The sequence below is a fragment of the Comamonas sp. E6 genome, assembly GCF_001010305.1.
In the GTDB taxonomy this organism is placed as follows: domain Bacteria; phylum Pseudomonadota; class Gammaproteobacteria; order Burkholderiales; family Burkholderiaceae_C; genus Comamonas; species Comamonas thiooxydans.
Window position 1 is genome coordinate 57935 of the sequence record NZ_BBXH01000011.1, and the last position, 15026, is coordinate 72960.

Here is a 15026-nt window from a genome sequence, read left to right on the forward strand (position 1 = left end):
GCAGTGCTGTCAGAGCGAGGTGCTGAGCATCTGCTCATAGTCCTGCGCGGATGCCAGCCGTGGATTGGTGGCGTGGCAGTGGTCCTTGAGTGCACCGCTGATGATTGCATCAAACTGCGCGCGCTCCACGCCCATGGCAGCCAGACCCGATGGCAGGTTCAGGCGGGCATTCATATCTCGAATAGCGTCGGGGATATCGCTTCCGCTGCTGAGACCCATGGCATGTGCCATGCGGTTGAGGCGGTCCTCGCGCTGAACGCTTTCGGCTTCGGCATTGAAGCGCACGACTGCGGGCAGGAACATGGCGTTGAGCGTGCCGTGGTGCAGGCGCGGGTTGATGCCGCCCAGGCTGTGACTGAGGCTATGCACGCAGCCCAGCCCTTTCTGAAAAGCCATGGCCCCTTGCATGCTTGCGCTCATCAATTGGCGGCGGGCTTCCGCGTCGTTGCCATTGAGCATGGCCCGCTCGATATGCGCCCAGCCCCGGGTCAGCCCGTCCAGGCCAATGCCGTCGGCCGGTGGATTGAAGGCCGAGGCCATAAAGGTTTCCATGCAATGGGCTATGGCATCCATGCCGGTTGCTGCCGTCAGCATGGGGGGGAGGCCGAAGGTGAGCTCGGGGTCGCAGATGGCAGCCTTGGGCACCAGATGCCAGCTGTGAAAACCCAGTTTGCGATGGTCGTCCACGATGATGATGGCTCCACGCGCTACCTCGCTGCCTGTACCGCTGGTGGTGGGTACGGCAATCAGCGGAGCAACTCGCTCGGTAATACGAGGCGAGCCGCCTTCAATCGTCGCGTAGTACGAGAGCGGGCCTTCATGCGTAGCTGCAATTGCCACGCCTTTGGCGCAGTCAATGGCACTGCCTCCGCCCACAGCGATCAATCCATCGCAGTTCTGGGATCTGTAGATTTCAGCCGCAGCGCGCACCGCCGCTTCAGTGGGGTTGGAAGGAGTCTGGTCAAATACTGCATGGGGCAGGCCGCCCAGTGCATTTATGGCTTTTTGCAAGATTCCTGCCGCCTTGACGCCTGGGTCGGTCACGATCAGTGGCTTGCTGATACCGACACGCTCGCATTCCTGGCGCAGCATTTGAACGGCGCCAAAGTCAAACTGGATCTGAGTCACGTAATTGATGAAGGCCATGTTCTGTTTGCTCAGTAAAAAGGGAGTCTTGGCAATCTAGAAGCCTAGAAGCTGAATGCGGCCACGCAAAGACAGCAAACCCTAGGGATTGGAAAAAATCGTCTCCCAGGGGACAGGGGACAGGGGACAGGGGACAGGGGACAGGGGACAGGGGACAGGGGACTGGGCAGAGTCGATCACGCCATCTCCTTCGATGCCAACCTGAAGCACTGATGTTTCATGCCTTCATGGCAAGACAATCCGTTAACAAAGAACTGTGGCGATGGCTGCAGCCCTAATTCCAGCCTTCGCACGTTTGCCAAAGGTTGCGCACGTAAGCTCTCTGTGAGCGATGAAGCTACATGTGAACTGCGCTTTGCCAATTGACGGGCACTGTCTGCTGCTCGCCCGCCCCCCGTTGGTTGGTCTTCAGGAACGGCTCAGGGGGCGGCGTCTGTGGGGCGATGATCAATTGAAGGAAGCGGATAAAGGCTTGGACTGGGTGATGCCAGCAATCCAAGCATTGATCATCGCCACTCGGCCGGCAGCATGGGGCAGTTGCTGCCGGTGGTCAGATCAAGCATGCCGGTCATCGCATCGCGCAATGCTGGTCAAGTAAGACCGGGGGCCCAACAAGGCCTCTATTGACCTCAGCGAGCGATGGACTGCAAACGAGCTTCCCGAGCTGCTGGAGATTCGCGCAGCAATTCGTTAATCACTTCTTCGCGTGTTTTACCGGGACCTGCAGGGGGTGCAAAGTTGGGGAAGTTGCTTTCTCCATACGACAGACGACCGTTCTTCATCGCATCTGCAGTTTCGGCCCTGACTTGATCACGCGTCTTCTGGCTCACGAAATGTTCGGGGTGAACAGTCACGCCTTGCTCGTTATTGGCTGGGTGTTCATAGGCTGCAGAAGCCATCCCCGGCATGGCTAGTACAGCTACTGCTGCTGCGCTTGCAAATACGGACGCGATGGAGAGACGACGTTGAGACATGGTGGGAGCTCCTAAGAAAGTCGGTGAAACACAATCTCCCAGGCCTTGATAAAGGTAAGGAGGAGATGTGTGGATCTTAGAAATCCGACCCCAACAGAAGCGGGACAGCGCGGTGACATTGTTGTCAGCTTCTTCTCATGCCGACCTGGACTGCCTTTGGGCTGGTAGACATGTCCGGTCTATGTTGTTGAACGAGCCCCGCCTGGGGGACTGTCACTTCTTCTGAAAAGCGGGTGCAGGCCACCAGGCTACCCGCACCCGCTGTATTGGCACCGGCTTTAGAACGTATGGCGCAAGCCCATGCCAAAGCCAGTCTGGTTGACGCCAGGCAGCGGTGTTCCACCAGCTTGAGCGCTGCTTGCTCCAAAGGCTGCATTGCCGCTGTTCTTCATATAGCCCAGCGAGGCATAGGCCGCAGTGCGCTTGGACAGGTTGTAGGTACCGCGCAGTACCAGCAGCTGACCCTTGTCCGCGTTGTCCTTGTACTTGAGCTGGTTGTACTGGGCGTCCACGCTCCATTGCCCAATGGGGTAGGTCACGCCCACAAACCACAGGTCGTTGCGCGGCGATGCGATATAGCCGTCATTCTTGCGACGCATATAGCCACCACCAATCTTGGCGCCACCAAGCTTCACATAGCCGTTGAGCATGGTGCGCTTGTCGACTTTGTCGCTGCTGGTCAGCCCCGCGAAAGCACCGGGGCCGCCGCGCAGCTCGTCATGCGCCAGCGCTGCCCCCCATGTCGCTGTGTCGTACTTGAGCATGGCCGACCACTCGCGACAGGTCTTGGAGTCGGTGCTGCTTTCACCCGCGCAGTTGGTACCGCCGGGGCTGGGGCCCGCATTGACGGCATCGCGGCCGAAGCTATAGGTTGCGCCGACCGTCAGGCCCGAGAACGTGCCCTTGTAGGAGATCGCATTGTCGGCACGTGCATTGGGAAAGTAGTTGTCCAGACTGGCCATGCTGTGCAGGCTCGGACCGATCACGTCAGCGTCGAGCACGGACCAGAACAGCATGGTGTATTGACGGCCCAGCCCCAGCGATCCCCAGGGGCCGTTGAGGCTGACGAAGGACTGGCGGCCGAAACCACGACCGCCCTGGTTGAGAGCTCCGCTGTCGGGGCCGATACCCATCTCCAGCGTGAAGGATGCGCTCAATCCGCCTCCCAGATCCTCGCGGCCGCGAAAGCCCAGGCGCGATGGAACGCTGCCCGTCAGATTGGGCATGCGTGTGAGGCTGGACTTGGTTGCGCCCACGTTGTTCATGGTTTCGACGGCCGTGTCCATGATGCCGTAAATCTGTACGGACGATTGTGCATGTGCCAATCCTCCCACCCCCAGAAGCGCAATGGCGCTCGCTACCTTCTTCAGCATGAATGTCTCCAATTTTTAATGTCGTTCAGTATTTTTTGCATGCGTGGCTTGATGTGATTGAGCTGTTGAGTCGTGAGCCTCCTTGCTGGTCGGAGCAAAAACAGTGCTTACTTGTGCAGAGACTGGAGCCATTCCCGGCATTCGGATGCAGCTGTGGCAGGCCACTCGACACAGATCGTCTTGTCCATCTGACGCACTTCTACGCGTATGACCTGGCCGCCGCGGCGTGCGTTGCGGGCACCTCCGAAGATGCGGGCCCACCAGCCGGCTTCGCTGTATGTGTCCTGTGTCGAGGCTGTGATGGCTGCTTCCATCTGTCCCTGCGGTACTGCGCTAGAGGAGACGGTCGATGCGTCGACAGGCTTGATCTCAGGGCTCGCGACAGCTTGCTTGGCCAATGAAGGCATGGTGGGCGCTGTCGAGGGGCTGGCGGAGGAATGTGGTGCTGCATCAACGATCAAGCCACCAGCCTCGATGCGAGCAGCCAGATTGCTGCCAAACTCTTCCCAGAGACGGTCGGCCTTGGTTTTCATGACCGACAGGCCGAAGGCGCCCAGGCGGCCCAGCACGTCGACATTGACCTTGATCCGTAGATCAGTGCCGCCGTTGGCAGCAGGCGTCAGGAACACTTCGCTGGTCTGCTTGAGCGAACTGGCCACCGAGGCATCCTCGCCGGTGCCTTCCACGCGCATGTATTCCGGAGCCTTCTGCTCGACGATCTTGGTCTTGAGCTTGAACTTGGCGCTGATGAAGGAAATCTTCTGGTGCATCTCCGCCACGTATTCCGTGGGGCTGATGACATCGATGGACTTCATTCCGGGCACGGCTCCGGCCATGATCTGGGGATTGAGGAGCAGATCCCAGACCTGCTGGGGAGGGGCTGAAACGGTCAGGTTTTTTTCAATTTCCATGATGCATCTCCTGTGCTGCATGCAGCACGGATTCGACGATTTGGGTGTAGCCGGTGCAACGGCAGAGATTGCCGTTGAGGCCGTGGCGCACTTCCTCGCAGTTGGGCTGGGGCGTGTTCTTGAGCAGGTCGCAGGAGGCCATGATGAAACCCGGCGTGCAGTAGCCGCATTGCAGGCCGCCGCACTGCATGAAGTTCTTCTGCAGGGGGTGCAGCTGCTCGTTGGCGGCCAGCCCTTCGATGGTGGTGATGCTGCGCCCCTGAACCTGCACGGCCAGCATCAGACAGGATTTGATGACTTCACCGTCCAGCAGCACCGAGCAGGCGCCGCAGGTGCCGGTCTCGCAACCCCGCTTGGTGCCGGTCAGGTGCAGGTCGTCCCGCAGGAAATCCGATAGCAGTCGCCGTGATGCGACTTCGGCGCTGTGCGATTCGCCGTTGACCTGGCATTCGATGCGATGCGTGCTCATGCGGCAACTCCTTCATTGATATCAATTCCGAACAACGTGGCCACCGTGCGGCGGGTCACCGTGCGCACCATGGCGCGGCGAAACTCGCTGCTGCCCCGCAGGTCGGAGACCGGCTGAATGTCCTCGGCCACGATGCTTGCGACCTCTGAAGCGAGCTGCGCATTCACGGTCTTGCCGCGCAAGCAGTCTTCGGCACGGCGCAGCCTGGTGGGAATGGGCGTGGATGCCCCAATAGCCAGACGTGCCTGGTGACATATCTGCCCCTCTCTTTGCACGACCAGGGCCACGCTGACCAGGGGGCGGTGCTCTGCTGCCGTGCGCAGAAAGCGCGTGTATTCCCCCTGGGTGCAGGGCGCCTGCAGCGGCACCCGGATTTCCAGCAGTAGCTCATCGCTCTCCATGGCCGTGGTGTAGTAGTCGACCAGGAACTCTTCCATCGACAGCACGCGTTCTCCGCGTGTGCTGCCCAGAACGACCGAGGCGTCGAGGGCCATCAGACAGCCGGGCGGGTCCGTGGATGGGTCGGCATAACAGAGATTGCCGCCTATCGTGCCCTGGTTGCGCACCTGCGGATTGGCCACCTGGGCGGCCATCCGGGCCAGCACCGGTGCATGCGCCTTCACGAGCTCGGAGCGAGCCACATCGATATGGCGGCTCATGGCCCCGATACGCAGACCTTGGTGCGGATCGAAATCGATGCCATGCAGCCGGGGCAGCCTTGCCACCGAGATCAGGTGCGTGGGCGCAAGCATGCGTTGGCGCATGGCCAGCATCAGCGCCGACCCGCCCGCGATGATGCGTGCATCGTCACCGTACTCGGCCAGCATCTGGCTGGCCTCCGCAACCGAGCGGGGCTCCGCAAAATCAAATTCACGCATGGCTTGCTCCTTGCTGCTGCTTGTCGCGCAATGCAGCCAGCACTTTCCCCGGGGTGATGGGCAGATCGGTGATGCGCACGCCAATCGCGTCATAGACGGCGTTGGCTATGGCTGGCGCGCCGGGCAGGATGGCTGTTTCGCTGGCACCCTTGGCGCCATAGGGGCCGTTGGGATCGTTGGATTCCACAAGGCCGCCGCGCAGCATGGGAACCGCATCGGCGGTGGCCATGTTGTAGTCCGCGAAATTGCCGTTCGCCAGGCGCCCGCCCTCGTAGTGCAACTGCTCATACAGCGTCCAGCCTATGGCCTGAACGGTGGCGCCATTGGTCTGGCCGTGAATCGCAGTGGGGTTGAGCGCCTTGCCGCAGTCGTCGGCGACATAGCTGTCGATGACGCTGACCTGGCCGGTCTCGATATCCACTTCGACTTCAACGGCCTGGGCGGCGTAGGAGTAGGCAGCTGCGATATTGCCGTAGAGCTTGTCGTCATGCATGACGGTCTTTGGGTCCCAGGTTCCGGCGACCTGGATACCACCTCCACCATGGCGCCAGATATGCTGGCGCGCCAGCTCGGCCACGGTGCTGCGGCGTTCAGGCTCCGCGCTCACATAGACGGCACCGCCTTTCAGCGTCAGCGCGTCGTGCGATGCACCCAGGCGCTCGGCAGCCAGGCTCAGCAACTCTTGCCGCGCCTTGCGCGCGGCGATGATGGCCGCGTTGCCGCCCGACATGGTGACGCGTGAAGCCAGAGTACCCACGGCCACTGGTGCGACATCGGTGTCGGGTGCAAGCACATGAATATCGGCCAGAGGCAGGTCCAGCTCATGGGCCACGATCTGGCTGAGCATGGTGCTCGCTCCCTGGCCCATATCGCATTCACCGCTGATGAGGAAAACTCGACCGTCCTCATTGATCTTGATGACCAGCGTCGATCCATCCCAGTTGCCTATGGTGCGATTGCCGCTCACATGCATGGCAGCTGCCATGCCCACGCCGCGGCGCTTGATGCCACTGGCCTTGACGCGTTGGCGTTTGCTTGCCCAACCTATGGCCTCGGTTACCATGTCTATGCACTCCAGCAGTCCTGTGCTGCCGATATGCCAGCCGTGAATCGAGACATCACCGGCCTTGAGCGCGTTGAGCTTGTGCACCTGCACCGGGTCCAGGCCCAGTTTCTCCGCCATGGTGTGGATATGGCTGTTGAGCGCAAACTGCATCTGGGTTCCGCCAAAGCCCCGGAAGGCGCCGCGTGGCGGATTGTTGGTGTAGTACAGCGTCGCTTCAGAACGCACATTGGGATTGCGGTGCATGTTGTCGCTGCGCATGGCACTGACGTGCATCACATCACCGGCAAGGCCTGCATATGCACCGCATTCGGCAATGATGCGAACCTGCTTGGCGACAATGCTGCCGTCCTTGAGCATGCCCAGCTTGAGGGTGATGCGCTCGGGCACGCTGGCACATGCGGCCTGGAAGTCCTCCAGGCGGTTGTTGACCAGCCGCACCGGACGTCGGGTATGCAGAGCCAGCAGGCCGGCAAGCAACTGGTTGTCGTCCTCCACGATCTTGCCGCCGAAGCCACCTCCGGTAGCGGCCTGAATCACGCGCACGCGGGAAATGGGCAGACCCAGGGTCATGGCCACCTGCATGCGCACCAGATTCACTGCCTGGGTCGAGGTATAGAGCACAAGCCGGCCATCGGGGTCCAGCGAGGCCACCGTGGCCATGGGCTCCATATAGCCGGGGTATTGAGAATGCGTGGTGTAGGTGGCTTCGTGAATCAGATCCGCGGCGGCAAAGCCTGCCTCCACGTCACCGCGCTCGAACTGGATATGCTGGGCCACATTGTTGCGCCCTGGATGGATGCCGAAGGCTTCCTCGTCCATGGCTTCCTCGGGCGTCAGAATGGCGGGCAGTTCTTCGTATTCCACCCGAATCAGATCCAGCGCGTCGCGTGCGATCTCTTCGGAAACAGCGGCCACGGCTGCCACCTCTTCGCCGCAATAACGCACCACGCCTTTGGCCAGGACGGCGCGCTCCTTGTGATGCGCCCCCCAAAGATTGGCGGGCGCATCCTCGCCGGTCAGGACCGCCTTGACGCCAGGCAGCGCGCGCGCCTCGGTGGTGTCTATGCGAGCGATGCGCGCATGCGGGTAAGGGCTGCGCAGAACCTTGCCATGCAGCATGCCGGCAAGCTTGAGATCTCCTGCGTAGATGGCCCGACCAAGCACTTTTGCCTTGGCCGTCACCTGTGGAGTGTCCATGCCCAGCGTGGATCGAGATGAAAGAGCAGATGTCATATCCGTACCTCGCAGCGGAAGGCCCGGGTCGCTGCGGACCAGAGGCTTGTGCCACTTCAGTCATATAGAGGTCTGTTGGAATCGCCCAGGACTGGGCCTGAACGATTCATTGGTGTCACTCGGCCACGATGCCGAGTTCCTTGATGGCTTTGCCCATCACCATGTACTCGCGTTGATTGAGATCGCTGAGCACCTTGGGCGACCCGCCCGCAGGCAGGGCGCCGAAGACAGCCAGCTTTTCCACGACTTCGGGCTCACGCAAAATGGCATTGAGATGCTCGTTGAGCAGATTGATTACCGCTGCCGGAGTCTTTTTCGGCGCGAAGAAGCCGTTCCAGGCGCTGACCACCACATCCTTGTAGCCCAGCTCGGTCAATGTCGGAACGGCAGGTGCCAGCGATGAGCGTTTGGTATCGCCGATGGCCAGCGCCACCAGCTTGCCGGAGTCCAGATACTGGCGCACAGGCCCGAAAGTGACCCAGGCAGTATCGACATGGCCGGCCACGACATCGGTTACCGACGGGCCGACGCCGCGGTATGGAACATGGGACAACTTGACGCCAGCGGCTTTGTTCAGCCATTCGCCGGCGATGTGCATGGGCGAGCCGGCGCCGGGGCTGGCATAGGAGACGGTGGCGCCACTCTTGGCCCTGGCGATCAGTTCGGGCAGGTTTTTGACACCGAGCTTGGGGCTCGTGACCAGCACCAGGGGCTGGGTGGCGGTGTTGATGATGGCTTCGTAGCCGTTGAGTACGTCGTAGGCTGCAGCGCCCGACAGCTTCATGACCAGGGGGGCTGTGGTGAAGGGGTTGGGAGTGAACAGCAATGTGTAGCCATCGGAGCGTGCACGCCCCACCATGCCGTTGCCTATCGCCCCGCCGGCACCCGGGCGGTTGTCGATCAGCACGGTCTGCTTGAGCCTGTGGCTGAGCTTGTCGGCAAAGAGGCGGGCGATTGCATCGGTATCCCCGCCCGGCGGGTAGGACACGATCACCGTGATGGGCTTGCTCGGATAACTTTCTTCGGCAAGCACCGGCTGCGCAAGCAGCGTGCCGCAGGCAAGAGCGGTAAAGCAAAACTGGCGTCTATCAACTGACATGGTCGCCTCTCCTTGGGCCGTGGGTATAAATCTGGCGTGCGATCCCAAATGATTCATAAGTGAAACATTGAATCGCAAAAGAAACAATAAATGGAGTTATACGCTTATAGTTGATCGATCAAATTGCCGTTTTCACTATTGACATATGAATTTGTTAATTCGGATGGAACAATGGCGCATGAACAAGAAAACATGCGAAACGCCCTGGTCGCAGCTCAATGCGCAAGGCGACGGACTGACGGTGGACGACTTCATCACCACCTTGATGAGCCAGGTGGGAAATGCTCTGCGGCGCACGATTACCGTGCCCTATGCCGAGAAACACGATCTGACGGTCTCTGAGTGGCGCTTGCTGGCCTTGATTGCTCACTCGAAGCGGTTGGCCTTCTCGGATCTGGTCATTCAGTCCACCTCGGACAAGGCCTTGGTGAGCCGCGCTCTCAAGCGGCTGCAAGCCAAAGGCCTGGTGGATCTGCAGGGTGAAGGCAATACGCCGCGCAAGAAGATTTTTTGTCAGGTCACCGAACAGGGCGAGGCCCTGCATGCACAGGTCATGCCCTTGGCGCGTGCCAGCCAGGCTGCCGCCATTCGGGCATTGCCTGAAGATGAGCGCAATGCCATGTACAACGCGCTGATGCGCTTGCGTGCACATTGCGAGAAAGCAGGCGCTTTGTCCGGCGAGGATGAAGCAGGTCTGGAATAGTTCCTGTGTCCCTGTGTTGGACAACCGCCAGAATGCTGTTGCAACACATATAGACGCACGAATTTCCGCATGCTGCAGGCGGGGTCATCCGCACATTAAATGTGCTTCGCCGGTTGATGCGCCATTTGAGAATGAGGGCCGGGGTCCGCAACTTCCAAAGCAGCGGCCGGAAGTCACAGGCCAGTACTTTCTCGCCTGGCTTCCGAGGCCGCTCGTCACCGTCCTCTGACATGTCTCGCAAGTCAGCAGCGCTTGGCGAGATCCGGATCCGCCATGGCAAGATGCGCTCCCGCAGACGCCTGTTTTCTTGCTCATGGGCAGAGGCAGGCTCATGCAATGGGCCAAGCAAGGCATGGGCGCCTGCCAGCCATGCACCGTGGCTTTTCGCCAGATGCCGACAGCGCCACGATGCCCGTTCAAGACCGCACCATCAACCCCCGAAGGCGCTGCGCAGGGCAACACTGCCGGGGTGTACTGTCGTTTAGGTAGAGCAGGCAACCGGCTCGGCCGTCAAAGCAACTTGCCACGCGTCATAGCCATAGACCCAGTCGGCATTGCCTCCGGCACGCAGCCAGTTATTGCCTCGCGAGCCTATCTGGATCTGGCTGGTGCGCTGCTTGCGCATGGCCTCGTAGTTCTGCAAGGCTTGCGCAACGCCTTCGGCATCCTGCACTGCATCAAGGTTGCGGGCCAGCACCACGGCATCTTCGATAGCCATGCCGGCGCCCTGGGCCATGAACGGCATCATGGGATGGCTGGCATCGCCGAGCAGCGACACTCGTCCCTGCGACCAGTGCGGCAGCGGGTCGCGTTCATACAAAGCCGTCTTGAGCACGCTGTCACACGCATCCAGCAAGGCTCGTGCATGTGGATGAAAGCCGGCATAAAAGCTGCGCAGTTCGGTCACGCTGCCCTCGGTGGTCCAGGATTCCTCATGCCAGGATTCCTGCGCGGTGGTGGCGAAGATAAAGGTGTCGCGGCCCTGATTGAGCGGAAAGGTCACGATCTGGCTGTCAGGAGTCGGTCCCCACCATTTGGTGAAGGCCCCGATATCGGGAACATGGCGCACACGCTCGGTGGGCACCACGGTGCGAAATGCCACCACACCGGTAAAGCGTGGGCTCTCTGCGCCAAACAGGGATGTGCGCACCACCGAATGAATTCCGTCCGAGCCTATCAGCGCATCCAGTCCATCGACTCGCGCGCCGTCGGAAAATTCCACGGCAACACCGGCATCGGTTTGCACAATCCGGTTGACGCGTTTGGCGAACTTCACCTGCTCATGGGGAAAGGCATCGGCCAGCGCAGCCAGCAGGTCGGCGCGATGGATGGTGAGTTGTGGCGCACCGTATTGACGCTCGGCCTCATTGCCCATGGTCAGGCGCGATGTTTCCTCGCCGTTGTCCCAGGTGCGGCTGATACGGTGCGTTGGGCGGGCTGCCGAAGCCCGTACGGTAGCCGCAATGGCATCGCCCAGTCCGTCTAGTGCGCGCACAGCATTGGGCGTCAGATTGATGTCGGCGCCCACGCGCAGGTATTGCCGGCTCTGCTCGAACACCGTCACCTCGTGTCCGCTGCGGTGCAGCGCGTTGGCGGCGGCCAGGCCACCAATGCCGCCTCCCACAATGCCTATTTTCAATCGTGTCTTGGACATGCTTGCTCCTTGATATGGGTATGGTTTGCACGTTCCGGGCTGCGCAGGCAGCCCGCATACGGTGCCTGCCAGTGTCGACAAGGCCGCCTGTCACGTGAAGCGCAAAGCATCCATAAAATGACACAAATCGTCCGGAATCCTCCATGAAACAAAGCAGCGACCATTTAAGCGACGTGCTGGCCATCTGCCGAGCCGAGCGCGCGGTGACGGCCAGCTTTTCATTGGGTGAGCCTTGGGCGCTGGCGTCCGAGGGAGTGCCGGGGACCATGATCCGCATCGCCCAGGGGCAGCCGTACTGGCTGCAAGTACAAGGCCAGTCACCGTTGCAGGTCTTGCCTGGCGATCTGGTGGTGTTGCCGCTGGGCAGTCCGCACGTAATTGCGTCGGACCTCGCGCTGGCACCGGTTCCGTTCGCACGCATGATCGAACGCTTTGCCCAGGGGCCGAAGGACGAGAATCCTCTGACGTTCGAGCATGGCGGAGGCGGGGCCCAGACCCGCATCGATTCGGTGCTGCTCTGGATATCTGCCTACTGCCGGCACTCCATATTGACTCTGCTGCCGCCGCTGCTGCACATACCTGCAGCGCAGGCCGCTCCACCGGCCATGCTGGGCAATATGCTGCAGACTCTGATAGAGGACTCGCTGGCGCGACGCGCCGGCTGGCGTTTGGCAGCCGCGCGCCTGGGTGAGTTGGTCCTGATCCACGTGCTCAGCAACCATTTCGCCGCACAGCAGCAGCGCGGTCAAGGCTGGGTGCGCGGCCTGGCCGATGTGCAGATTGCCAGGGCCATGGCCGCCATCCACGGCCGCCCCAGCCATGGCTGGACCTTGCAGGCCCTGGCCAGGGAGGCGGCTATGTCGCGCTCGCTCTTTGCCGAAAAATTCAAGGCGCTGGTTGGAGAATCGCCCATGGCCTATCTGCAGCAGCAGCGTATGGCCCATGCAGCCCAGCAACTGGAATCGGGTTTGCCGCTGGCCCAGATCGCCGAGGATTGCGGCTACGAGTCAGAGCGTGTTTTTGCCCGCGCCTTCAAGCGCTGGTGCGGTTTGCCACCGCGCGCCTATCAGCGCAGCGCCAAGGCGCTCAGAAACGAATTTGCTGCGCTGAAATGAGGTTCTCCAGCCGCTTGCGTGCAGCACTTCAATCAAACGCAGCCTGCCTTGCCAGCCGACCTCACAAACTGCAGAGAAGGTGTCTTTGACGCCTTCGCCTCGGATCCATAGTGGCGGCTGGGCATTGTTCGCATTGCCTGCCCGTTCAGTAACGATAGGTGGCAGTCAGCAGAAAGTTGCGGCGTTCGCCGTAGAAGCAGTCGCCGCGCGACAGGCATTGGGTGATCACCACCTTGTCGCCGATATTGTTGGCATGCAGGGCAAGGCGCCAGTCGCCGGCGTCATAGGCCACCATCGCGTCTGCCAGCAGGGATGAGGGCGTGTCGATGGCAGAGGTGCCGCTCCACTGTGGTCCGATATAGCGCAGACCGGCGCCGAGACTCCAGCCTCCGCGGCCCTGAGCGGCAAATCGATGCATCAGCCAACTGGAGGCCATATGGCGCGATACCGAGGCCACGCGCTGCCCCTGGTCGCCAGCATTGCTGCGGCTGATTTTTGCGTCGGTATAGGCATAGGCCAGCGTCCAGTCCCAGTTTCTGGCCAGGCTTGCGATCAGCTCGGCTTCAAAGCCCTGGGTTTTGACCTCGCCCAGTTGCAGGCTGTTGAGCGGGTTGCCCGGATCATTGGTCTTGCGATTCTGTTCGCGCAGGCCGTAAACCGCGGCATAGCCAGAAATGCCTCTGCCCTCGGGAATCCATTTCACGCCGGCTTCCAACTGCTTGCCGCGCTGGGGCTTGAACGGCGTGCCGTAGAAGTCCACGCCGCCCAGTGGCTGGAAGGACTCCGTGTAGCTGACATACGGAGCCCAGCCGCCACCGGCCTGATAGGTCACACCCAGGCGCTTGGTGGTGGCAGAGTCGTCGGCAGCCGCTGCCGGGCGACCTTCGGTCTCGGTTTTGGCCTTGTCGTGACGCAAGCCTACTGTCGCGGTCCAGGGGCCCCAACGCAACTGGTCCTGCAGATAGAAACCGAGCTGGCGCTGTGACACGTTGGGCGCACGTACCAGCCGGGAGGCCGAGGGCGGCGTGAACGTGCCATACACGGGGTTGTAGACATCCAGCGCCGTGCCTGGCCCGCGCCAGTTGGATTGGTTGCTGGTGTTGCGCTGCCAGTCCATGCCTGCAAGCAGCTGGTGCTGAACCTCACCGGTTTGCAGCAGGCCTTCGAGCTGCGTGTCGACCAGCAGCATGCGTCCGCCATTGATCTGCCATACGGCATCGCGCTGTACGGTGCGGCCGTTGGCGTCAAACACCGGACGTGCCGGACGGCCCGTGGCTGCGTTGGCTGCAAAGCTGGTGTAGAGCGTGCGGTAGTCCACCTCGCTGATGGTGCGGCGCAGGTTCTGACGCAGTGTCCATTGAGGGCTCAGACGATGGCTGAACAGATAGCCAAAGGACTTGTTTTCGGAGTCGTACTTGTCCCAGTCCGGTTCGCTGATAAAGGTGTTTGTCGGAATCTGCCCATAGGGGCTGGGCAGGCGCGTGCCCTGCCAGGGAAAGAACTGGGTGATGGAGCCGCTCTTGTCCTTTTGGTACAGGGCTTGCAGCGTCAGCGAAGTATCGGTGCTGGGACGATAGGTCAGCGAAGGCGCAATCACCACGCGGTCGTCCTTGACATGATCGACCTGGGTGTTGCTGTCGCGGCCAACGGCCACCAGTCGGTAGAGCCACTTTCCTTCGTCGTCCATGGCGCCCGTCATGTCGCTGGCAATCTGTTTGCGGCCGTGGCTGCCCAGCTGTATCTGCACCTCACGCATGCGCTCGGCCTGGGGGCGTTTGCTGGTCAGGTTGAGCACACCGCCCACGCTGCCCTGGCCATAAAGCACGGAGGAGGGGCCGCGCAGGAATTCCACGCGCTCCAGCGTGTAGGGCTCGACTTTGATGTTGTTGTAGGTGCCGTAAGTGCGCAGCAACCCGTCCTGGTACTGACTGACATCACCGCCGCGGGCCTTGAAAGAGTCCACGCGGTTGTCGAAATAGCTGGAGTTGATGCCCGCCGTGTAGCGTGTGGTTTCGCGCAGTGTGGTCACGCCCTGGGCTTCGAACTGGTCGCGCGTGACCACGCTGATCGATTGCGGCGTTTCGATCAAGGGTGTATCTGTCTTGGTGGCCGAGATCGCACGCCGGGCGACAAAGCCGCTGACCGGACCTGTGGCAGTTTCGCCGGCCAGGCTGTCTTGCACGGTAACGGGGGCCAGCATGACTTCGGCACTGCCGTCTGCGCTGGGTGCGGGAAGCGAGGTCTGTGCCTGAGTGCCCAGGCTCAGGCAGGCCAGGGCGCTGAGCAAGGTCAGCGATGGTCGGCTGGGTACGCCGGGGAATGGGTAGTTCATGATGCTGTTGTCAAATAGATGGTCACGGACAATGACCATCAGGGTTGGTTGGAGCGGTTGCTGGAGTGAATGG

At 61.2% G+C, this 15026-nt stretch carries 12 protein-coding genes; 2 read left to right on the forward strand and 10 right to left on the reverse strand.

Going from position 1 to position 15026, the window contains the following annotated elements:
- Positions 1–9: 9 nt before the first annotated feature.
- The 8 genes from CSE6_RS10055 to CSE6_RS10090 all read right to left on the reverse strand — a co-directional run bounded on the left by CSE6_RS10055 (position 10) and on the right by CSE6_RS10090 (position 9149).
- Positions 10–1146 carry an iron-containing alcohol dehydrogenase gene (locus CSE6_RS10055; protein WP_012837752.1) on the reverse strand — a complete coding sequence of 379 codons (1137 nt, stop codon included), beginning with the start codon at positions 1144–1146 and terminating at the stop codon, positions 10–12.
- A 629-nt stretch (positions 1147–1775) separates the two neighbouring features.
- A complete protein-coding gene (locus CSE6_RS10060) occupies positions 1776–2120 on the reverse strand; it encodes a DUF4148 domain-containing protein (RefSeq protein ID WP_080745891.1) in 345 nt (114 codons plus the stop codon).
- 278 nt (positions 2121–2398) lie between these two features.
- Positions 2399–3493 carry a porin gene (locus CSE6_RS10065; protein ID WP_059440450.1) on the reverse strand — a complete coding sequence of 365 codons (1095 nt, stop codon included), beginning with the start codon at positions 3491–3493 and terminating at the stop codon, positions 2399–2401.
- A gap of 107 nt (positions 3494–3600) precedes the next feature.
- Complete coding sequence (locus tag CSE6_RS10070; RefSeq protein ID WP_059440451.1) at positions 3601–4404, reverse strand: CoxG family protein; 804 nt, start codon at positions 4402–4404, stop codon at positions 3601–3603.
- Entirely contained in the window at positions 4394–4873 is a 480-nt protein-coding gene (locus tag CSE6_RS10075; RefSeq protein ID WP_034356661.1) for a (2Fe-2S)-binding protein, read from the reverse strand. Before CSE6_RS10075 ends, CSE6_RS10070 begins: the two co-directional genes overlap by 11 nt.
- Positions 4870–5751, reverse strand: coding sequence for a xanthine dehydrogenase family protein subunit M (locus tag CSE6_RS10080; RefSeq protein ID WP_045839725.1), 882 nt, complete (start codon positions 5749–5751; stop codon positions 4870–4872). Before CSE6_RS10080 ends, CSE6_RS10075 begins: the two co-directional genes overlap by 4 nt.
- Positions 5744–8050: a xanthine dehydrogenase family protein molybdopterin-binding subunit gene (locus tag CSE6_RS10085; RefSeq protein WP_059440452.1), complete on the reverse strand. Its 2307-nt coding sequence runs from the start codon at positions 8048–8050 to the stop codon at positions 5744–5746. Before CSE6_RS10085 ends, CSE6_RS10080 begins: the two co-directional genes overlap by 8 nt.
- Before the next feature lie 115 nt (positions 8051–8165).
- Entirely contained in the window at positions 8166–9149 is a 984-nt protein-coding gene (locus CSE6_RS10090) for a tripartite tricarboxylate transporter substrate binding protein (protein WP_034356671.1), read from the reverse strand.
- A gap of 178 nt (positions 9150–9327) precedes the next feature.
- Here CSE6_RS10090 and CSE6_RS10095 point away from each other — a divergent pair, with 178 nt between their 5' ends.
- On the forward strand, positions 9328–9852 hold the full coding sequence (locus CSE6_RS10095) for a MarR family winged helix-turn-helix transcriptional regulator (RefSeq protein WP_003061480.1): 525 nt from the start codon (positions 9328–9330) through the stop codon (positions 9850–9852).
- 481 nt (positions 9853–10333) lie between these two features.
- Here CSE6_RS10095 and CSE6_RS10100 read toward each other — a convergent pair whose 3' ends face one another.
- Positions 10334–11506 carry an FAD-dependent monooxygenase gene (locus CSE6_RS10100; RefSeq protein ID WP_059440453.1) on the reverse strand — a complete coding sequence of 391 codons (1173 nt, stop codon included), beginning with the start codon at positions 11504–11506 and terminating at the stop codon, positions 10334–10336.
- A gap of 143 nt (positions 11507–11649) precedes the next feature.
- On the opposite strand from CSE6_RS10100, the gene CSE6_RS10105 reads away from it, so the two are divergent.
- Positions 11650–12621: an AraC family transcriptional regulator gene (locus CSE6_RS10105; protein WP_034356674.1), complete on the forward strand. Its 972-nt coding sequence runs from the start codon at positions 11650–11652 to the stop codon at positions 12619–12621.
- A 145-nt stretch (positions 12622–12766) separates the two neighbouring features.
- Here the strand turns inward: CSE6_RS10105 and CSE6_RS10110 are convergent, their stop codons facing one another.
- A complete protein-coding gene (locus CSE6_RS10110) occupies positions 12767–14992 on the reverse strand; it encodes a TonB-dependent siderophore receptor (RefSeq protein WP_059440454.1) in 2226 nt (741 codons plus the stop codon).
- Positions 14993–15026: the final 34 nt, after the last annotated feature.

Coding starts and splice junctions, on each gene's coding strand:
- CSE6_RS10065 (WP_059440450.1), bottom strand. CDS start 3,493: ATGCTGAAGAAGGTAGCGAGCGCCATTGCGCTTCTGGGGGTGGGAGGA.
- CSE6_RS10085 (WP_059440452.1), bottom strand. CDS start 8,050: ATGACATCTGCTCTTTCATCTCGATCCACGCTGGGCATGGACACTCCA.
- CSE6_RS10105 (WP_034356674.1), top strand. CDS start 11,650: ATGAAACAAAGCAGCGACCATTTAAGCGACGTGCTGGCCATCTGCCGA.
- CSE6_RS10110 (WP_059440454.1), bottom strand. CDS start 14,992: ATGGTCATTGTCCGTGACCATCTATTTGACAACAGCATCATGAACTAC.
- CSE6_RS10100 (WP_059440453.1), bottom strand. CDS start 11,506: ATGTCCAAGACACGATTGAAAATAGGCATTGTGGGAGGCGGCATTGGT.
- CSE6_RS10080 (WP_045839725.1), bottom strand. CDS start 5,751: ATGCGTGAATTTGATTTTGCGGAGCCCCGCTCGGTTGCGGAGGCCAGC.
- CSE6_RS10095 (WP_003061480.1), top strand. CDS start 9,328: ATGAACAAGAAAACATGCGAAACGCCCTGGTCGCAGCTCAATGCGCAA.
- CSE6_RS10075 (WP_034356661.1), bottom strand. CDS start 4,873: ATGAGCACGCATCGCATCGAATGCCAGGTCAACGGCGAATCGCACAGC.
- CSE6_RS10090 (WP_034356671.1), bottom strand. CDS start 9,149: ATGTCAGTTGATAGACGCCAGTTTTGCTTTACCGCTCTTGCCTGCGGC.
- CSE6_RS10055 (WP_012837752.1), bottom strand. CDS start 1,146: ATGGCCTTCATCAATTACGTGACTCAGATCCAGTTTGACTTTGGCGCC.
- CSE6_RS10070 (WP_059440451.1), bottom strand. CDS start 4,404: ATGGAAATTGAAAAAAACCTGACCGTTTCAGCCCCTCCCCAGCAGGTC.
- CSE6_RS10060 (WP_080745891.1), bottom strand. CDS start 2,120: ATGTCTCAACGTCGTCTCTCCATCGCGTCCGTATTTGCAAGCGCAGCA.